Raw genomic sequence first — 18198 nt, forward strand, 5'->3', positions numbered from 1 at the left:
ATCGTAGCTAATTTTGTTTTCCTATGTATTTAAACTGCCATACCTATTACAGCTTGCGCTACGGCACCATAAAACCCGAGCAATTATTGGCTATTGCTTCAGAAAATGGGGTGCAAACCCTAGCGCTTACGGACATCAACAGCACTACGGCCTGTTTGGATGTGATGCGCCTTTCAAAAAAATATAAGATAAAACCCGTGCTTGGTGTGGACTTTAGAAATAAGGCCGAACAGCAGTTTATCCTCATTGCGAAAAACAATCAAGGTTTTCAAAATATCAATGATTATCTGTCGACGTTTCTTCATGATAGCCGTTTGAAAATCCCTACACGACCAGAACAAAATATCGACCATTGTTTTGTTGTGTATCCCTACCAAAAAGGAAAGCATTTCGAATTAAAGTCTAATGAATTTCTAGGCATCAGTCCCCAAGATTTGAATCAGCTGAAATTTTCGAAATGGAATAAATTCCGACATAAACTCGTCGTTTTGAAAACAGTCTCCTTTCAGAATAAAAAAGGTTTTAATACCCATCGTTTGCTTCGCGCCATAGATAATAACACGCTCTTGAGCAAATTGCCTAAATCTGAAGAAGGACAACCTACGGATATGATGCTTCCTTATGACGAACTCTGCGAACATTACAATGAGTTCCCTGAGCTTATCGACAATACAAATAGTATTCTTCACGACTGCACTACCGCTTTTGATGTTGAAAACCCCGAGCCTAAAAACCTAAAATGTGTTACCGAAACTGAAGTATCAGACTATCAGCTTTTAGAACAATTAACTCATGAGGGTATCCCCTACCGTTATGGTAAAAATCCAAAGCCGGAAATCTATGCGCGCATCAAAAAAGAGCTTCATATCATTAAGGAAAAAGGCTTTGTGTCCTATTTTCTTATCAATTGGAAAATCCTAAAATACGCCCGTAGCAAAGATTATTTCTACGTGGGCCGTGGTAGTGGCGCCAATAGCATCATTGCCTTTTTGTTACGAATTACGGATGTAGACCCCATTGAGCTCGATTTGTATTTTGAGCGATTCATCAATCTTTTTCGGCAAAATCCACCCGATTTCGATATCGATTTTTCATGGAAAGACCGTGATGATATTACCCAATTCATTTTTAGGGAATTTGAGCACACGGCCTTAATCACAGTATATAACACCTTTAAATTTAGGGCATCGGTACGAGAATTGGGAAAAGTCTTCGGGCTCCCAAAATCTGAAATGGATACCCTTACACGCGGTAAATACCAAACCTCCCAGCTCGATAGTATGGCGCAACTAGTCATTAAATACGCCAAATTCATTGAGGGGTTTCCCAATTATCTGGGGATTCATGCGGGCGGTATTTTAATTTCAGAACGGCCGATTCATTGTTACTGTGCTACGTTTATGCCTCCTAAGGGCTTTGCCACTACTCAGTTTGATATGGTTGTTGCGGAAGACATCGGGCTTTACAAGTTTGATATTCTAAGCCAACGTGGCCTAGGAAAAATCAAAGATGCCGTTGAGATTGTAGCCTACAACCAGCCAGAAGCAAGTATCGACATCCATAATATCAATCAATTTAAGGAAGACGAGCGCATCAAAGATTTACTGCGTAACGCAAAGGCTATTGGCTGTTTTTATGTGGAGTCGCCCGCCATGCGGATGTTGCTGAAAAAGCTTAGGGTAGACGATTATCTTGGCCTTGTGGCCGCAAGCTCTGTGATTCGCCCTGGTGTTTCCAATAGTGGTATGATGCGCCAGTATATTTTACGGCACCGTCACCCCGAAAGGCGTACCGAAGCCCATCCTGTACTCGCCGAAATTATGCCCGAAACCTACGGCGTCATGGTTTACCAAGAAGATGTGATAAAAGTAGCGCACTATTTTGGTGGCTTGGATTTGGGGGAATCGGATATGTTGCGTCGGGGCATGTCTGGGAAATTCCGCTCGCGCGAAGAGTTTCTAAAAGTGAAGCAAAAGTTTTTCGACAACTGTGAAAACGACGGAAAACCTTACGAGCTGGTCGCTGATATTTGGCGCCAGATTGAAAGTTTTGCTGGCTATGCCTTTGCCAAAGGCCATTCCGCCTCCTATGCTGTAGAGAGCTACCAAAGCCTCTTTTTAAAAGCCTATTTTCCGTTGGAATACATGACGGCAACCATCAATAATTTTGGTGGGTTTTACCGTACAGAACTCTATGTCCACGAAGCCCGAATGCATCAAGGCACCATTGAACCACCATGTATCAACCAGTCCTTTAACGAAGCCATAATCAAAGGCAAAACCATCTATCTCGGCTTTATGTTTTTACAATCTTTGGAAGCTAAAACCATTTTGAAGATTTTAAACGAACGTCAAAAAAACGGCCATTTTAGTAGTTTGGATGATTTTATAGACCGTATTCCTATTTCTATTGAACAGATACGCATTCTCATTAAAATTGACGCTTTCCGATTTACCGAAATCAACAAGCGTGAATTACTCTGGGAAGCACATCTCAAAATCAGTAAAACTGTGGTACAAGAGCATATTGTTACGCTTTTTAAAACTGAGCGCATCAATTTTAGCACACCAGAGTTGCCGAGTACCGATTTGGAAAATGCCTTTGACCAGATAGAGCTGTTGGGCTTTCCGTTGTGCAACCCATTTCATCTGTTGCAACGCCGGTCTACAAACCCCTTACGCGCCAAACATTTAGAGCGTTTGATAGGGAAACATATACGCATTGAAGGCTATCTCGTCACCACAAAAAATACTAGAACGTCAAACAGTAAAGAGATGTTTTTCGGTACATTTTTAGACCGCGACGGTGATTTTATAGATTCGGTTCATTTTCCGCCAGTGGCCCAAAACTATCCGCTGAGAGGGAAGGGCATTTATGAAATTACAGGAAGAGTTATGTCGGAGTTTGATTGTATTACGATTGAAGTTTCCAAAATAGAACACCTCGCTATTATTGAAGACCCGAGATATAAAATAGAGTCTGAAAACCCAACCTTTCAACGCAAAAAGAGTTTTGAAGATTTGAAATTACAACGTAAACATAGACCTCTTGTTAATTCTAATTTAAAGCATTGAACAATACCGTCACTTCGAGTGAATCTGTGAAGCATGAACAGATTGTATGGGGAAGAAAATATAAAGTTCTCGATACATCTTGCTATCGCAAGACACTCGAACTGACAACATCGATAAAACATATTATAACACTTCATTCCTAACGAAGGAATAAACTAAAAAAATGACAAACAACCGCTCCATCGTCCATATGGATTTAGACACTTTTTTTGTGTCTTGCGAGCGCCTGCTCGATAGTAGACTCAACGGTAAACCTATACTTATTGGGGGCACTAGCGACCGTGGCGTGGTGGCCTCCTGTAGTTATGAAGCCCGAAAATTTGGAATCCACTCGGCCATGCCCATGCGGATGGCGAGACAGCTCTGCCCAGAAGCTATTGTATTGCGGGGTAATTCGGGGACCTATACCAAGTTTTCAAACGAGGTTACAGATGTTATCAAAGAAGCGGTACCTCTTTATGAAAAAACTTCTATCGACGAATTTTATATTGACCTCACGGGAATGGACAAGTTTTTTGGGTGTCATAAATTGGCTTCAGAATTGCGCCAACGCATCATAAAAGAAACTGGACTGCCTATTTCCTTTGGTCTTTCAATCAATAAAACCGTATCTAAAATTGCAACGGGAGAAGCCAAACCCAATAATGAGATTCGGATTTCAAACGGTACTGAAAAACCTTTTTTAGCCCCGCTTTCCGTAAAAAAAATTCCTATGGTTGGTAACGTAACCTACAAATCTTTATGCGATTTGGGCGTAAAGCGCATAAAGACGGTACAAGATATGCCGATGGAACTGATGCATAAAGTCCTCGGTAAAAATGGCTTGTCTATTTGGCGAAAAGCTAATGGTATAGATAATAGTCCTGTGATTCAATATCACGAACGTAAATCCATTTCTACAGAACGGACCTTTGGAAAAGATACTACTGATGTTTCAAAACTCAAAGGTATGGTAATTGCTATGGCAGAAAATTTGGCCTTTCAATTACGCCGTGGAAACAAACTAACAGCTTGCGTGACCTTTAAGATTCGCTATTCCGATTTTCAGACCTATACCCAACAGAAACGTATTCCGTATAGTGCCATGGACCATAATATTATTCCTGTGGTTTTAGAATTGTTTCAAAAACTCTATAACCGACGTTTGCTAGTGCGACTTATCGGCGTACGATTTAGCCATTTGGTAGAAGGTGGTCATCAAATCAATTTGTTTGATGACAATGAAACCCACCTCAACCTTAGTAATGCTATGGATAAGATGCGAGAGCGCTTTGGCGATAGGGCGGTGATGTCGGCCGCTGGCATGGATGCCAAAACCATTAGCCGTTGGAATCCCTTTACGGGAGAGCCACCGCCGTTGTTGGCGAACAGGCATCAGTAAATAGAATTTCTCTTCTCATTTCAATTTCAAAATAATCAACTCCCAATCCTCACCGCCTTCGGTATGTACATCTAACAGCTCAAAGCCAACGGCTTTGTGAGCCTCTGAGGAACGTCGATTTTTAACGTTAACTTCGGTAACCAAGGCATCAAACTCAGATTGTAACTCGGTAGTTAAGAATGCATATAAGCCACGGAAAATACCTCGTTTTCGGAAATGCTTGTCAATACAGATTTGTCCCATAATGAGGTAGTTGATTTCGTCCAATCCCTTTTCCTCAAGGATACCGTCCATGTAATTGAACATCTCAATGAGCTCCGGCACATCATCTCTAAATTCGTTTAACATACATAAGGCATAACCCACAACCTGGCCTCCCGACTTGGCTATCATGTGAGGACAAGCATCATTCATTCGTTTTAAAGCATCGAAAGTGTGGTCTACAGACACAAAGCCTTCTGATTGCTTATCGGTTTCAGACAGCACTACTTTGAGATTCTGCTTCTGGATTTCTAAAATTTGATGCAACTCTTCATCTGTATATGCACGGTGGTATGTGATTTCGGTATTCAAAACGTCTTCAAACTATTTTTTACCCAACCAAGATGCTCTGTTTTTCGTCATGTCTTCAGACAATTCAGTCATTGGTATGATTTGATACGATGGGTCACTTTTTAAGACTAAGGTGGTTTCTTTCGTTTTTCCAAAGCGTTCAAAAATTATCTTCAACGTATCCTGAGGCTTGTAACCATTATTCAAAATGGTATTGACATCGCTGGTTTCACTAATGGTTACATCGTCAATTTTTAAGATTTTATCGCCTTTTTCTAATCCAGCATCATAGGCTGAAGAGCCAATAGCCGTATTGCTCACAATTTGATTATTCCGCAATCGCATCCCAAAAGCTGGTTTATTTTCATCAGTCTCCATGGCAACACCAACGGTTTTAAAAAGTCGCTGAAAATCAGGCATCTCACTTTTGTAGATGTAACTATTGAAGAAAGCGTCACCAAAGTCCTTGCCAGCGTAAGTGTTTAGAGTTTCGTGCAAATCGCTGACCGTATAAGGCTTAAATGGTTTTCCGTAGGTTTCCCAGACCAGTTTCATATAATCATCGAGATTCAGGCCTTTTTCCCGAAGCGATAAATCAAGCGCCAAACCAAGCATACTGCCATAGGAATAATAGGAAATAAATGTGTTGTTTCTATTAATATCGTCCACAGCCGTGGCCGCGTCAACAAATGGTGCCTGATAGCTCATCTCAATAGGATTAAAAAATTGGCGCCCCGGAAAATTCCAAACGTAGTTAAATGTTCCGGTTAAACTCTTGATGTAATCCTCCTGAGACGTAATCCCCGCACGTGTCATGGTTAAATCATCATAGTAACTTGTAAAGCCTTCTGCAAACCATAGCTCGCCACTCATATTGGCTTTTGTAAAATCGAAAGGTTCTAAACTTGCCGGACGGATGCGCTCAACATTCCAACAATGGAAAAATTCATGTGATACCGTTCCCAGATTTCGCTTTTGTCCGCCATTGGCCAGACTTCTAGTGCTGGTTAGTATCGTAGAATTTCTGTGCTCCATGCCATCACCAGATACATTGGGCATGTAACAGCCTAAAAACGTATAAACTCCGTAATCGAATTTGGGCAATTCTTCAAAAATGACTTTTTGTTGTAATACGATTTTCTCTGTATCCGAAATATACTGGTCAAATTCCTCGGCGGTACCATTATGGTGTAAAGCAAATTTTATGGTTTGTCCATCCACATCAAATTCGCGAACCATATGGTCTGAAATTTCTGTGGGACTGTCCATAAAGTATTGCAAATCTTCCGCCATAAAGGTGTTGTCTTCTAGGGGTTTTAATTGTGTAGCCACTTTCCAGTTTAGCCCTTCTGGCAGGTTAAACGTGATTTTAAAATCGTTGTTAGCCAAGCTTGGTGCATACATAAATGTCGCTGGCATATTGAGGTGCGCATGGGTTTCGTCAATTTGCGAATAAGTACCATCAGCACGATTCGCATAAAGTGTATAGGAAACGTTGACCGTACCATCATGGTTTTTAACTGCCCAAGAATACGGGTCTGGGCGTTCTGCTTCCAATGCATTGCCCTCAGCATCCGTGAATTTAACGTTGTAGACGTTTTTGGCAAACTCGTGAATAGCATAACGCCCTGGTGAAGAACGTGGCATTCGGATTTCGGCATGTCCTGAAGGTAAACCCGAAAAGGTGATATTGATATTAGCTTCGTGATGTGCTAAATTATCGAATGAAATGCTGTATTGGGAATCGCCTGAACCGCTTTCAGCTTTGGAAGTATTTGAGGTCGATTTTGACTTATCGTTACACCCAAAACAAACTAGAGTGAATACTAGCAACAGTAATTTTTTCATGCTTCATGATTTTATGGGAATGAAGATACGATTTGAACAGAAAATAACACGCACAAGATTTTGAAATCCTTAGACGTGAATAGTACTACTCCTCCACAAACTCCAAAATATCACTCGGCTGACAGTCTAAGGCCTTGCAAATAGCTTCTAAGGTAGAAAACCGAATGGCCTTGGCCTTGCCCGATTTGAGTATAGACATGTTTGCAGGCGTGATGTCTATGATTTCAGCAAGTTCCTTGCTTTTCATCCCACGTTTTACGAGCATTATATCTAGGTTGACTACTATAGGCATGTTAGATTGTTAAATCATTTTCTTCCTGTAACTTATGTGCTTCCTTAAAAATCTGAGCCATTACAAAGGCAATTAGAGCATAAATTATATAGACGAAATTCACTGATATTTTCATTTGCATTCCATAGTTATAACGCATAACCGTGTAGCTCTGAAGTACTAGTATTCCCAATATGCAAAACCCAATTCTTTTAAATAATTTATCATTGCCTGAACTAAATGTTTTTAAACTTTTAACTGACAGCATAATCTTTTCAAAGGAATTAAAAGCTACAAATATTAAAAACAAAATTCCTATTGATTTAAGATAAAATACATACTTAGTTAATGTTTTAATCTTATCTATTGTAAACGGAGATTCATTAGCTTCGGCTCCACGATATGTTTCTGAACCAGTAATGTGATAGCCAAAGGCACTATTAGATGAATTCGCAATTTTTATCTCCACCCCTTTAAATGCATTTTGGTCAATTTCTATGTAGATTAACAGCCCTGTTAAAGCGATTGCTCCAATAACCACAATCACTTTTAAAATTCTTGAAATAATTACAGTGATATCAAGCAGTGTATTTTTTGTCATAATTATATAGTTAAATCGTTTTCAGTTTGCAATTGTCCCCCTCGTTTCAACACCTTTGAAAATAAGAGTAGAAACAAGCCTAAAATCATTAGCATTAAATACAAGCTTTTAGAATCTATATTGAGATAGGCCTGACTGCTAAAATCCTTGACGACGACTAAATTCAACATCCCAGCGATTGAAGCGACAAATCCGACGATTCCCGATAAGAGGAATAAACGCCCTGATTTCTGAAAAGATTGAATTAAAATGAGGTTAAAAAAATCACCTTTTACCAAATAGCTCAGTTTGCTGATAAGCACATAAGTACCAATAATGAACACGGTGAGTGCTATGGCTTTTGTGATGAATATCAGCTTAATATTTAAAGACAAATCATAACTTGATGCATACACACCGGTATTAAAAGGGTCATGATTGAAGAAAATCCCAATCGTTGATATGATGATGTTCCCGATGATAGCAAGCACTAATATCAGAAATACGAATAATATAGGACGCGTATAATTTTTCATATAATTATCGTTTAACAATAACAAATGTATCAAAATTATTGAAAAACAATAATTTTTTCATTTTTATTTTAACGCTCTATCCCTTTTTTGGCAAACAAATAATTCTACCTTTGCCGAAAATTTTTAGCACTTATGTCACGTAACCAACGTCTTTTACTAACCTTTTTAGCTATTGCATTAACGCTGAACCTAACAGCTCAAGATTTCCCAAAACAAGATTTAGATTCAATAACGCTCAGTGCCGCACGGATTGATTTACCCTTTAAGGAAAACTCCCGAACCATAAATATCATTACAGCAACAGATATAAAAAATAGCGCCGCTATTACACTGGTAGACGTTTTGCAACAAGTCGCTGGCGTAGACATTCGCCGTCGTGGTACTGGAGGCAGTCAGGCAGATTTATACATTAGAGGTGGTGGTTTTGACCAAACGCTTTTATTGATTGATGGTATAAAAATGGATGATGCACAAACGGGTCACCATACCATGAATGCCGCGTTGCCGCTCGAAGTGATTGAACGTATAGAAATCATTAAAGGCCCTGCCGCACGTGTGTTTGGACAAAATGCATTTACGGGCGCCATTAATATTGTCACCAAGAAAAATTTAAACAATACCGTTTCTATAAATGCTGAAGCTGGTTCTTTTGGACAGTTAAACGGCTCTGTAACAGCAGGTGTGCAACAGGCCAATGCCTCGCATATCATTCATGCTGGAAAATTGACTTCTGAAGGATTTAGAAATAACTCGGATTATGACAACTCCAACTATTTTCTGAAGAGTGTTTTCAATCAGAATGAACAACCCATAGAATTGATTGCCACTTTCTTCGAACGTAACTTTGGTGCTGAAAATTTCTACACCACCAATCCATCTTTCAACGAATACGAAGAAACTCAGAATAGTCTAATAGGGCTTACTACGGAGTTTAAATCGGAAAGATTCAAGATTCAGCCACGTGTGTATTGGAAGCGCAACCAAGATATGTTTTTGTTAAGACGCAATGAGCCGTTATTCTTTAGAAACTTTCATATTTCTAACAAAATCGGTGCAGAAGCTAACGCGCAATATACCTCTAAAGCAGGAATCACTGGCTTTGGATTGGACGTTTCAAAAATCTATTTACGAAGCAACAACCTAGGCAATCGTCAGCGTTTTATGGCTAACCTTTTTGCTGAGCATCGTTTTAGTTTGGCCAATGATAAATTGGATATTACACCTGGCGTCGCAGTGACTTATTTTTCGGATTTTAAATTCAATGCCTTCCCAGGATTGGATATTGGTTATGAAATTTCGGACCGTTTTAAAGTCTATGGAAATGTCGGTTATACGTACAGAATCCCAACCTATACCGATTTGTATTACAATGACCCAAGAACAAGCGGTAACCCAGATTTAGAGCCAGAGGAGGCCTTTGCCCAAGAAGTTGGCCTGAAGTATGTCGGTACGCGTTTTAACGCCACAGTTGCTGTTTTTAATCGCGATGCTGAAAACCTTATTGATTACATTCGTCCAGATACAGGAACCGATATTTTTACCGCCACCAACATTAGGGAGGTCAATACCAAAGGATTTGAATTTGATGCATCTTACAATTTTAAACTTGGCGCTTTCAACCAAAATTTGGCCTTTGGTTATGCCTATTTAGATGATGATATTTTTGATTTGAATGAAGACCTATCGCGTTATTCATTAAATACCTTGAAGCATCAATACACCACACGTTTTAGCTCGCAATTGTTTAAAAACATTCGCCAAAACATTATTTACAAATATGCAGAACGTACTACGGGACAAACCTATAATGTCTGGGATGCTTCCTTGGTCATGACCTTAAAAAAAATGCAGTTTACGGTAACAGCGAACAATATTTTCGACGCTGATTATATTGAAACAGGCTTTACCCCAATGCCTCCGAGCAATGTGCTTTTTGGTCTGCGCTATAACTTTTAGAAAGCAAAACAAAATCAAGTTTGTAACTTTACCTCATTGAATAAGACCTATTCAGTGAGGTAATTTTTTATTATGACATTTCTCTTTATTCGTCCTGTCCCCATTATGAGACGGGTCTTTGGAATTCTTCTTTTTGGATTAGCACTTTTTATTATTATAAATGATATTAAGGGTCTAATTCTCTGTGGTATTGCCACCTATTTTATTCTTACAGAAGGCACGGAATTTAATTTTGAAACCAACAAATATCGCTTGGTAAAATCTTTTTTAGGTTTGAATTTTGGTGCCTGGAAAGCCATTCCGGATATCGAATACGTTTCCGTTTTTAAAACTACCGAGAAAACCGCTGTACGCTCTCGAAGCGCGGAAACTACGGTTTCAAATTCGGTGTATCGTTTGAATTTATTCTACAACACCAACCAGAAAATTAGAGCCTACACGACGTCTGATAAAGATGATGCGTTTGAAAAAGCTGAGTTATTTTCAAAATACTTAAATACAGAGATTTATGATGCTACGGAGGAATAGCATTATAAAAACTAAGGCAACTGACATTAAAAAGTCACTTTCAAACTGTAACAAAATTCTGTCTTTTACTACTGATACTATAGAGGTTGTTTAAAACGTTTCCAAAAAAATTTCTTTAAACAATAACCTTAGCAAACCATCAAACTCTTCCGACTCTACAAGTCCAAAAACGTCTTTTTAGACTTCAGTTTACACCTTGTATTTCGTCATTGACAATGATTGTTTGTGATTTGACCTTAACCTTCAGAAATAAGACTAAAAAATCTTACAATGATTGTATATTTATAAACTTTTCAAACCTTTAGATTATGGCAGACTGGTATTCGAACTTAGAATTCTTACCAAAGTTATATTGGACGATTGCTATCCTAGGTTCCATCATCTTTACTATTGTAATGATTATGGCCTTTGCAGGCGGTGAAGCTGATGGCATTGAGGATGTAGATAGCGATATAGAAAGTGATACGGGTATTGGCTTTCAGTTCTTGACCTTTAAAAACTTGGTTGGCTTTTTTACCATCTTTGGTTGGAGTGGCATAGCTTGTATCGATGCAGGATTAACGCCAACGTTAACGGTTGTTATCTCGGTGATTTCAGGCCTGATTATGATGACCATCATGGCCTCTCTATTTTACTTTATGAGCAAACTCACAGACAGTGGAACCTTGAACTACAAAAATGCACTCGATGCCATTGGTGAAGTCTACTTACCTATTGGCGCAGACCGTTCCAAAATGGGAAAAGTTAGCATCCGTGTGCAAGGCACTATGCGAGAACTGGACGCTTTGACAGATTCGTTTCAAGATTTAAAAACCGGAACAATCATTAAAGTCGTGGACGTGACCAAAAACGGCATTTTAATTGTTGACCATACCAGAAAACCTATTGAACCACAAAAACCAAACAACTATGAAATTACTGAGCATGCAGGAGACTCTTGATTTAGGAGGCATTGGAAGTACAATGACGCTTATCTTCGGCGTATTATTTATTGTACTTATACTTATCGTTTTAATTAAGCGCTACAAACGATGTCCGTCGGACCGAATTTTGGTCGTCTATGGTAAAGTTGGCGGTGGACAATCTGCCAAGTGTATCCATGGTGGCGCGGCCTTTATTTTACCGGTAGTTCAAGATTACGAATTCTTGGATTTAACACCGATTTCCATTGAGGTGAATTTGGTCAATGCGCTATCCAAACAAAATATTAGGGTTAATGTCCCATCTCGATTCACCATTGGGGTTTCTACAGAACCTGGCGTAATGCAAAACGCTGCCGAGCGTTTATTAGGTCTGGGATTACAGGACATCCAAGAATTGGCCAAGGAAATTATCTTTGGACAATTACGTTTAGTTGTGGCGTCCATGGATATTGAAGAAATCAACAACGACCGTGATAAATTCTTGACCAATATTTCACAGAGTGTTGAAACCGAATTGAAAAAAGTAGGTTTAAAACTTATCAACGTAAATATCACTGACATTGTTGACGAGTCGGGCTACATTGAAGCTCTTGGTAAGGAAGCCGCTGCGCATGCAATCAATGCCGCACGTAAATCAGTTGCTGAGAAAACTAGGGATGGATCCATCGGTGAGGCTAATGCCGTGCAAGATGAAAGAACCCAAGTTGCTGCAGCAAATGCTCAAGCCGTTGAAGGGGAAAATGCGGCAAAGATCTCGGTCGCCAATTCCGATTCTTTACGTCGTCAGCGCGAAGCTGAAGCAGAAAGAGTGGCAATTGCTTCAGAGAAGGTACAATCTGCAAAGGCTTTAGAAGAATCCTATGCTGCGGAAAAAGATGCTGAAATTGCTAGAGCTGAGCGCGAACGTTCGTCTCAAATGGCAGACATTATTGTACCTGCGGAAATCGACAAGCGTAAAGTAGAAATCGATGCTGAAGCTGAGGCAGAACGCATAAGACGACGCGCCAAAGGTGAGGCTGATGCTATATTGTTTAAGGCACAAGCTGAAGCAAAAGGTTTGTATGAAGTCTTAACCAAGCAAGCTGCAGGTTTGGATGAAATCGTAAAAGCTGCAGGAAACAATTCCAAAGATGCCGTGTTGTTATTGATTGCCGACAAACTTCCAGAATTGGTTAAAACGCAAGCTGAGGCTATCAAAAACATCAAAATCGATAAAGTCACTGTTTGGGAAAATGGAGGCGGTAAAGATGGACAAACCTCAACATCTAACTTTATTTCGGGGATGTACAAGGCTGTTCCTCCGTTACAAGAGATGTTTAACATGGCTGGAATGGATTTGCCAGAATATTTGAAAGGCAAAGACAAAACAGAAATCGAATCAGACGATGCCCAAATTGATAAATCTGAAGAATAGATAATTATAAATCCGCCTAAGTGGCGGATTTTTTATGCGTAATTTATCCCTAGAAATTTAAAGTTTTATAATACTAAATCCAATCTCGCCACGTTTTCTTAACTTTGCTCGCATTATAAACAATCGTCAATTTGCAACTGAATCTTCAAGATATTCCTCGTGTAAAAACCATTACCAAAGAGGACTTCATAAAAAACTATTTTAAACCACAAAAACCCGTGGTGATTGAACGTTTTATTGAAGATTGGCCAGCCTACAACAAATGGAATCTCGATTACATGAAACAGGTTGCAGGTAATATCACAGTGCCTCTATATGATGACCGCCCCGTAGATTACAAAGACGGTTTCAACGAAGCCCACGCCAAAATGAAGATGGCAGATTACGTGGATTTATTAAAGCGCGAACCGACGAGATATCGTATTTTCCTTTGGAACATCTTAAAAGAAGTCCCGCAACTTCAAAAGGATTTTAAATTTCCCGACTTTGGTTTACGACTGATGAAAGGCCTCCCGATGCTCTTTTTTGGGGGTACCGATTCTTACACCTTTATGCATTATGATATTGACTTGGCCAATATTTTCCATTTTCATTTTGAAGGTAAAAAGCAATGCATTTTGTTCGACCAAAAACAGAATAAGCATCTTTATAAAATTCCACATTCCCTGATTGTACGTGAGGACATCAATTTTAGCAATCCCGATTTTGAAAAATGGCCAGCACTTAAAAATGCCAAAGGTTGGGTTTGTAATTTGAATCACGGTGAAGTTCTTTACATGCCTGAAGGCTACTGGCATTATATGCGCTATATCACACCAGGATTTAGTATGAGTTTGCGCGCAATTGCCCGTAATCCAAAAAACTTAGGCAAGGCTTTATACAACATATTCATAATGCGAAATTATGACAATTTGATGCGTCGCTTTAAAGGCCAAAAATGGATTGATTGGAAAAATGAGCAGGCCTTAAAGAATACTTCAGCAGGTTAACTATTTCACCAACTCCGAAAGCTTTTCATATACCAAATGGCTTTCCCATCCGCGATACAAAAGATAATCCGCTACTTTCTTTTTCTTTTTGTAAACGTTCTTTTCTTTGACTTGATTGATGCGTTTTAAGGTCAATTCGTGAAGAGTTTCCACATAGTCATCTTCATTTATTTCCTTTAGAGCTTCTTTTATGGCATAAGCTGAAATATCTCTAAACTTTAACTCCCGCGTCAATCGATTCTTACCCCATTTTTTAATTCGGAATTTACCCCTTACAAAGGCTTTTGCAAATCTTAATTCATTTAAGAAGTTATGATTGATGAGATGTACTACAATTTGGTCAATGGCTTCTGGAATCATTCGCATTTGCTTCAATTTATCGGTTACCTCTTTATGACAACGCTCTTGATAGGCACAGTAGCTTTCTAACTTTTTTGTCGCTTCATCGACGGAATATGTTTTTTGTGGAATCACGGTTCAAAAGTAATGCAATTGTGTTAAAAAAGTACGGGTTTTCAGTAGCTTACATCCGTTTCTTTTAATTAAATTTGAGCCCATTTGATTATTAAAGTTTTGTTAAAATCCCTATGACAAAAAAATACGCACTGTTGATTGCACTGATTTCTGGTGCTATCTATTTTAGTTTTTCACAAACCACAATTGCCATTCAAGATTTTGATGGCACTGCCCCAGAGTGGTCTTTTACAAATGATGTTACTTTTTTCGATAATGGTGCTGATGGCTTTTACGGTATTCATGACGATAATAATCTTCTAACTGACGGAACTCCAAATGATACTGGTACGGGAAATCCTGCTGATATCAACGCTATCGATTTTACCAATATTCTATCGGACTTTTTGTTTGTCAATGATCTCGAAGACGAAGGTGTAAATGGAACAACTGGAAACGCCACAGTAACCTTCTCTCCTGTCACGGTAAGTGGATACAACACAATTTCATTAAGTTTTGATTATGACATCGTTGGTTTTGAACGCAGTGCAGATGAGATTAATTATCAAGTCTATTTAGATGGGGTTGGACAAGGATTAGTTAGAATGGTTCCTTTTGCTAATTCAGGAGCTTATACAAACGAGGGCACTGCGAGCATAACTATTCCAGATGGTACTACAACAATTTATTTAGAACTTATAGTGAAACAGAATGGAGATGCAGATCAGGCAGGTTTTGACAACTTTAAAGTCACGGGGATACCTAGCTGTGCTCCATCACATACAATTTCTACATTTTCACCAAGTGAAGGACCAGTCAACACCTTAGTGACCATAACAGGAACAGGCTTTACAGCAGGTAGTATGGCAACTTTAAATGGGACAACTGCAACTATTGTATCGCAAACCGCAACTGAATTACAAATATTAATACCTGCTGGAGCTAGTTCTGGAATTCTTACTATCACTGAAAATGGTTGCGATTTGGCATCTTCTAACTCTTTTACAATAATCGGAAGTAAAAATGCATCCTGCTCTGGAAGCGTCAGCACCAATGAACTTTTCATTTCAGAAATTACAGATGCGACTGCAGGAAGTCTTTCTTACATCGAAATTTACAATAGTACTGGAGCCACTGTGGATTTATCGGACTATACCATTCAGTTGCGTTATAATGCTGGTGGTACAACCAACATTATATCTCCTTCTGGAAATCTACCTGATGGAGGAATCTATGTGGCATCAACTACAATTGATACCCAATGCGCCGGGATTGTTGGTGCCGACGCAAGTTTGAGCAATGTTACTTCGGGTATAGGTGGTATTAATACAGCTAAGAATGACTCAGACTGTGTTTCTCTATATAAAAATTATGTGTCTTCCGCTAACCCAGGCACCCTAATTGATGTCTGGGGAGATTGCGCAGACAAGAATTGGCGTGAAAACTTAGGCGTAGCCATAGGAAATGAAGGATTCGATTTTAGACGATTGACCAATTCATCACCACCAAGCGTCAATTTTACACCAAGTGATTGGGATATTATTGATTGGGATGACGATGCCTGTACAGATGATGATTATTCCGATATTGGATTTTTTACACCTGGACTCGCACCATCAATCACAGGGTTTTCAACAGCCGGCTCTGGCTGTAGTGGCGCAAGAACAATTACAGTATTGGCTACCGAAGGATTTGATGATGCCGCAGACACAAAGGATCTGGTCTACCAATGGTATGTTGTTGCACCTGGTGCTTCTAATTGGACAGCATTAACTGATGTTACTCCTTATTCTGGTGTAACAACTTCAGTACTAACAATTTCGGATATTAGTGGATTTAACGGCTATCAGTATTATTGCCAAGTTATGGAAGACGACGCGGATTGTTTTGTAGCGACAGACGCGACCTTCATTTCTACAGAAACAGCCACCTGGGATGGCACTACTTGGAATTGGAGTGATGGCACAGCATCAGGCACCATACCAACTTTGAGTAATGCCGTTGTGATGGATGGTAATTACAATACTAGTACAAATGGTAGTTTTGAAGCCTGTAGCTTAATCATTGACTCAGGCACATTGAATATTGCCAATGGTAACTATGTCAATGTTGTTAATGACGTGACTATTTATGGTGGTCGACTTACTGTACAAACCAAAGGGGCGCTTATTCAACAAGGTGTGGGTATAGATGCAGGGAGCTTTACCCTTTCTGGAGGGAACTCAAACGTAAATAAAAGAACTGCTAGACTTCAAAATTACTATGATTATACCTATTGGGGTTCGCCTATAACCAATGGAACAGTAGGTACGTCTCTATTTTCAACAAACCCTAACCGTCGCTATTGGTTTGATGCCAGTAATTTTATCGACTCCAATAATGATGGCATTGATGATAATGGTGATGCGTGGACACTTGCAGATGCAAGTTTAGCCTTAACCCCAGGTATGGGTGTTGCTACAACGCACGATCAAAATTTCTTTACTCCCAATACGGCCTACACTTATAATTTTGAAGGCCCACTTAACACAGGTGATATATCCTATTCGGTTGTTTACAATACAGCAAACGACAATACCTTACACTGGAATTTATTAGGAAACCCATATCCTTCTGCGTTGGATGTAGACACCTTTTTTACAACGAACATTAACACTCTAGGACGAGCGGTATACATGTGGTCTCATGTTAGTCCGCCTCTTGGCAGTAATCCTGGCAACGAGGTATTAAACTTTAACCAGAATGATTATGTAACCATTAACCATGCAGGAGAAGCTGGTAATGGTGCGGATACCGATGGTGATGGCGATATTGATGGTGATGACACACCTGTACGCCAAATCCCATCTGGGCAAGGTTTCTTTATGGCAACCATTACGAGTGGTTCAGTAAACTTCACTAACGATATGCGTGTCAGTGGTGAGAATAGCAATAACCAATTTTATAGAAACACCAATAACCTAACGAATCAAAGTCCTTATAAAGAAAAGTTATGGTTGAATCTCTCATCAGAGATTGGCATTTACAGCCAAATTTGTTTGGTATACATGGATGAAGCAACAGCCGGATTTGACGGCAACAGTTACGACACCACAAGGAACTATGCGGGTAATGCTGGGATGCTATATTCGTTGATTGACGACCAAGGCGAAACCCCGTTTGTCATTCAGGCTAAAAGTTTAAGCGATCTTAATGAGGACGAAGTCGTGAAGATTGGCTTTGGTGCGTATGTCAGCACTATTGAAACTTATACCATTGATCTTTTAAAGTTTGAAGGTAACTTCGTATCCAATAATACGGTATTCCTGAAAGACAACTTACTCGGTATCTTACACGACCTTACAGCTTCTAAATATGAATTTGAATCGGAAGGCGGACAATTTAGCGATAGATTTGAATTGGTCTTTAAACAAAATTCCACACTAAGCTCTGACGAATTTGAATTAGAGGCAAACGCTTTGAAAATTATCGAACTAGAGCATGGTGAAGTCCAATTCTTATTAACGAATAAGAACTTGAGTATTCAAGCAGTTTCCATCTATGATCTTCAAGGGCGATTGATCTATGATTTGGAAGGGTCTTCAAATTCTGAAACCTATGATTTTTCGGCACTGAGCACTTCGAGCTATATTGCCAATGTAAGGTTGTCTAACGGGCAAATCATTAGTCAGAAGGCGATTAAACAGTTTTAGT

At 39.4% G+C, this 18198-nt stretch carries 14 protein-coding genes; 8 read left to right on the forward strand and 6 right to left on the reverse strand.

Annotated features, from left to right (window positions below; translation table 11 throughout):
* Window positions 1–23 precede the first annotated feature (23 nt).
* Window positions 24–3074, forward strand: coding sequence for a DNA polymerase III subunit alpha (locus tag ACFOSX_RS02140; RefSeq protein WP_386096552.1), 3051 nt, complete (start codon window positions 24–26; stop codon window positions 3072–3074).
* Window positions 3075–3237: 163 nt separating this feature from the next.
* Window positions 3238–4455, forward strand: coding sequence for a DNA polymerase IV (dinB, locus tag ACFOSX_RS02145; RefSeq protein ID WP_386096554.1), 1218 nt, complete (start codon window positions 3238–3240; stop codon window positions 4453–4455).
* 15 nt (window positions 4456–4470) lie between these two features.
* Here the strand turns inward: dinB and ACFOSX_RS02150 are convergent, their stop codons facing one another.
* From ACFOSX_RS02150 to ACFOSX_RS02170, 5 genes are all read right to left on the reverse strand, one after another.
* The gene (locus tag ACFOSX_RS02150) at window positions 4471–5028 is read right to left on the reverse strand and encodes a GNAT family N-acetyltransferase (RefSeq protein ID WP_386096556.1); all 558 of its coding nucleotides are present in this window, start codon (window positions 5026–5028) and stop codon (window positions 4471–4473) included.
* A gap of 12 nt (window positions 5029–5040) precedes the next feature.
* On the reverse strand, window positions 5041–6855 hold the full coding sequence (locus tag ACFOSX_RS02155) for a M61 family metallopeptidase (RefSeq protein WP_386096558.1): 1815 nt from the start codon (window positions 6853–6855) through the stop codon (window positions 5041–5043).
* 85 nt (window positions 6856–6940) lie between these two features.
* Window positions 6941–7147 carry a helix-turn-helix domain-containing protein gene (locus ACFOSX_RS02160; RefSeq protein ID WP_386096560.1) on the reverse strand — a complete coding sequence of 69 codons (207 nt, stop codon included), beginning with the start codon at window positions 7145–7147 and terminating at the stop codon, window positions 6941–6943.
* Between the two features lies 1 nt (window position 7148).
* Window positions 7149–7727, reverse strand: a complete 579-nt coding sequence (locus tag ACFOSX_RS02165; protein ID WP_386096562.1) for a DUF2975 domain-containing protein — start codon at window positions 7725–7727, stop codon at window positions 7149–7151.
* Between the two features lie 2 nt (window positions 7728–7729).
* Window positions 7730–8242, reverse strand: a complete 513-nt coding sequence (locus tag ACFOSX_RS02170; RefSeq protein WP_386096564.1) for a DUF2975 domain-containing protein — start codon at window positions 8240–8242, stop codon at window positions 7730–7732.
* Window positions 8243–8374: 132 nt separating this feature from the next.
* Here ACFOSX_RS02170 and ACFOSX_RS02175 point away from each other — a divergent pair, with 132 nt between their 5' ends.
* The 5 genes from ACFOSX_RS02175 (at window position 8375) to ACFOSX_RS02195 (ending at window position 14052) form a co-directional block, all read left to right on the forward strand.
* Window positions 8375–10198: a TonB-dependent receptor plug domain-containing protein gene (locus ACFOSX_RS02175; protein ID WP_386096566.1), complete on the forward strand. Its 1824-nt coding sequence runs from the start codon at window positions 8375–8377 to the stop codon at window positions 10196–10198.
* Window positions 10199–10270: 72 nt separating this feature from the next.
* Window positions 10271–10726 (forward strand): hypothetical protein, encoded by a 456-nt coding sequence (locus ACFOSX_RS02180; protein ID WP_386096568.1) that lies wholly within the window; start codon window positions 10271–10273, stop codon window positions 10724–10726.
* A gap of 308 nt (window positions 10727–11034) precedes the next feature.
* Window positions 11035–11667, forward strand: coding sequence for a hypothetical protein (locus ACFOSX_RS02185; protein WP_386096570.1), 633 nt, complete (start codon window positions 11035–11037; stop codon window positions 11665–11667).
* Window positions 11636–13063: a flotillin family protein gene (locus ACFOSX_RS02190; protein ID WP_386096572.1), complete on the forward strand. Its 1428-nt coding sequence runs from the start codon at window positions 11636–11638 to the stop codon at window positions 13061–13063. Before ACFOSX_RS02185 ends, ACFOSX_RS02190 begins: the two co-directional genes overlap by 32 nt.
* A gap of 131 nt (window positions 13064–13194) precedes the next feature.
* Window positions 13195–14052, forward strand: coding sequence for a cupin-like domain-containing protein (locus tag ACFOSX_RS02195; RefSeq protein WP_386096574.1), 858 nt, complete (start codon window positions 13195–13197; stop codon window positions 14050–14052).
* Here the strand turns inward: ACFOSX_RS02195 and ACFOSX_RS02200 are convergent, their stop codons facing one another.
* The gene (locus tag ACFOSX_RS02200) at window positions 14053–14526 is read right to left on the reverse strand and encodes a regulatory protein RecX (RefSeq protein ID WP_386096576.1); all 474 of its coding nucleotides are present in this window, start codon (window positions 14524–14526) and stop codon (window positions 14053–14055) included.
* A 113-nt stretch (window positions 14527–14639) separates the two neighbouring features.
* On the opposite strand from ACFOSX_RS02200, the gene ACFOSX_RS02205 reads away from it, so the two are divergent.
* Window positions 14640–18197 carry a lamin tail domain-containing protein gene (locus ACFOSX_RS02205; protein WP_386096578.1) on the forward strand — a complete coding sequence of 1186 codons (3558 nt, stop codon included), beginning with the start codon at window positions 14640–14642 and terminating at the stop codon, window positions 18195–18197.
* The last annotated feature ends 1 nt before the right edge of the window (window position 18198 follow it).

Origin of the sequence: Winogradskyella maritima (genome assembly GCF_042650215.1) — a bacterium.
Lineage (GTDB): Bacteria > Bacteroidota > Bacteroidia > Flavobacteriales > Flavobacteriaceae > Winogradskyella > Winogradskyella maritima.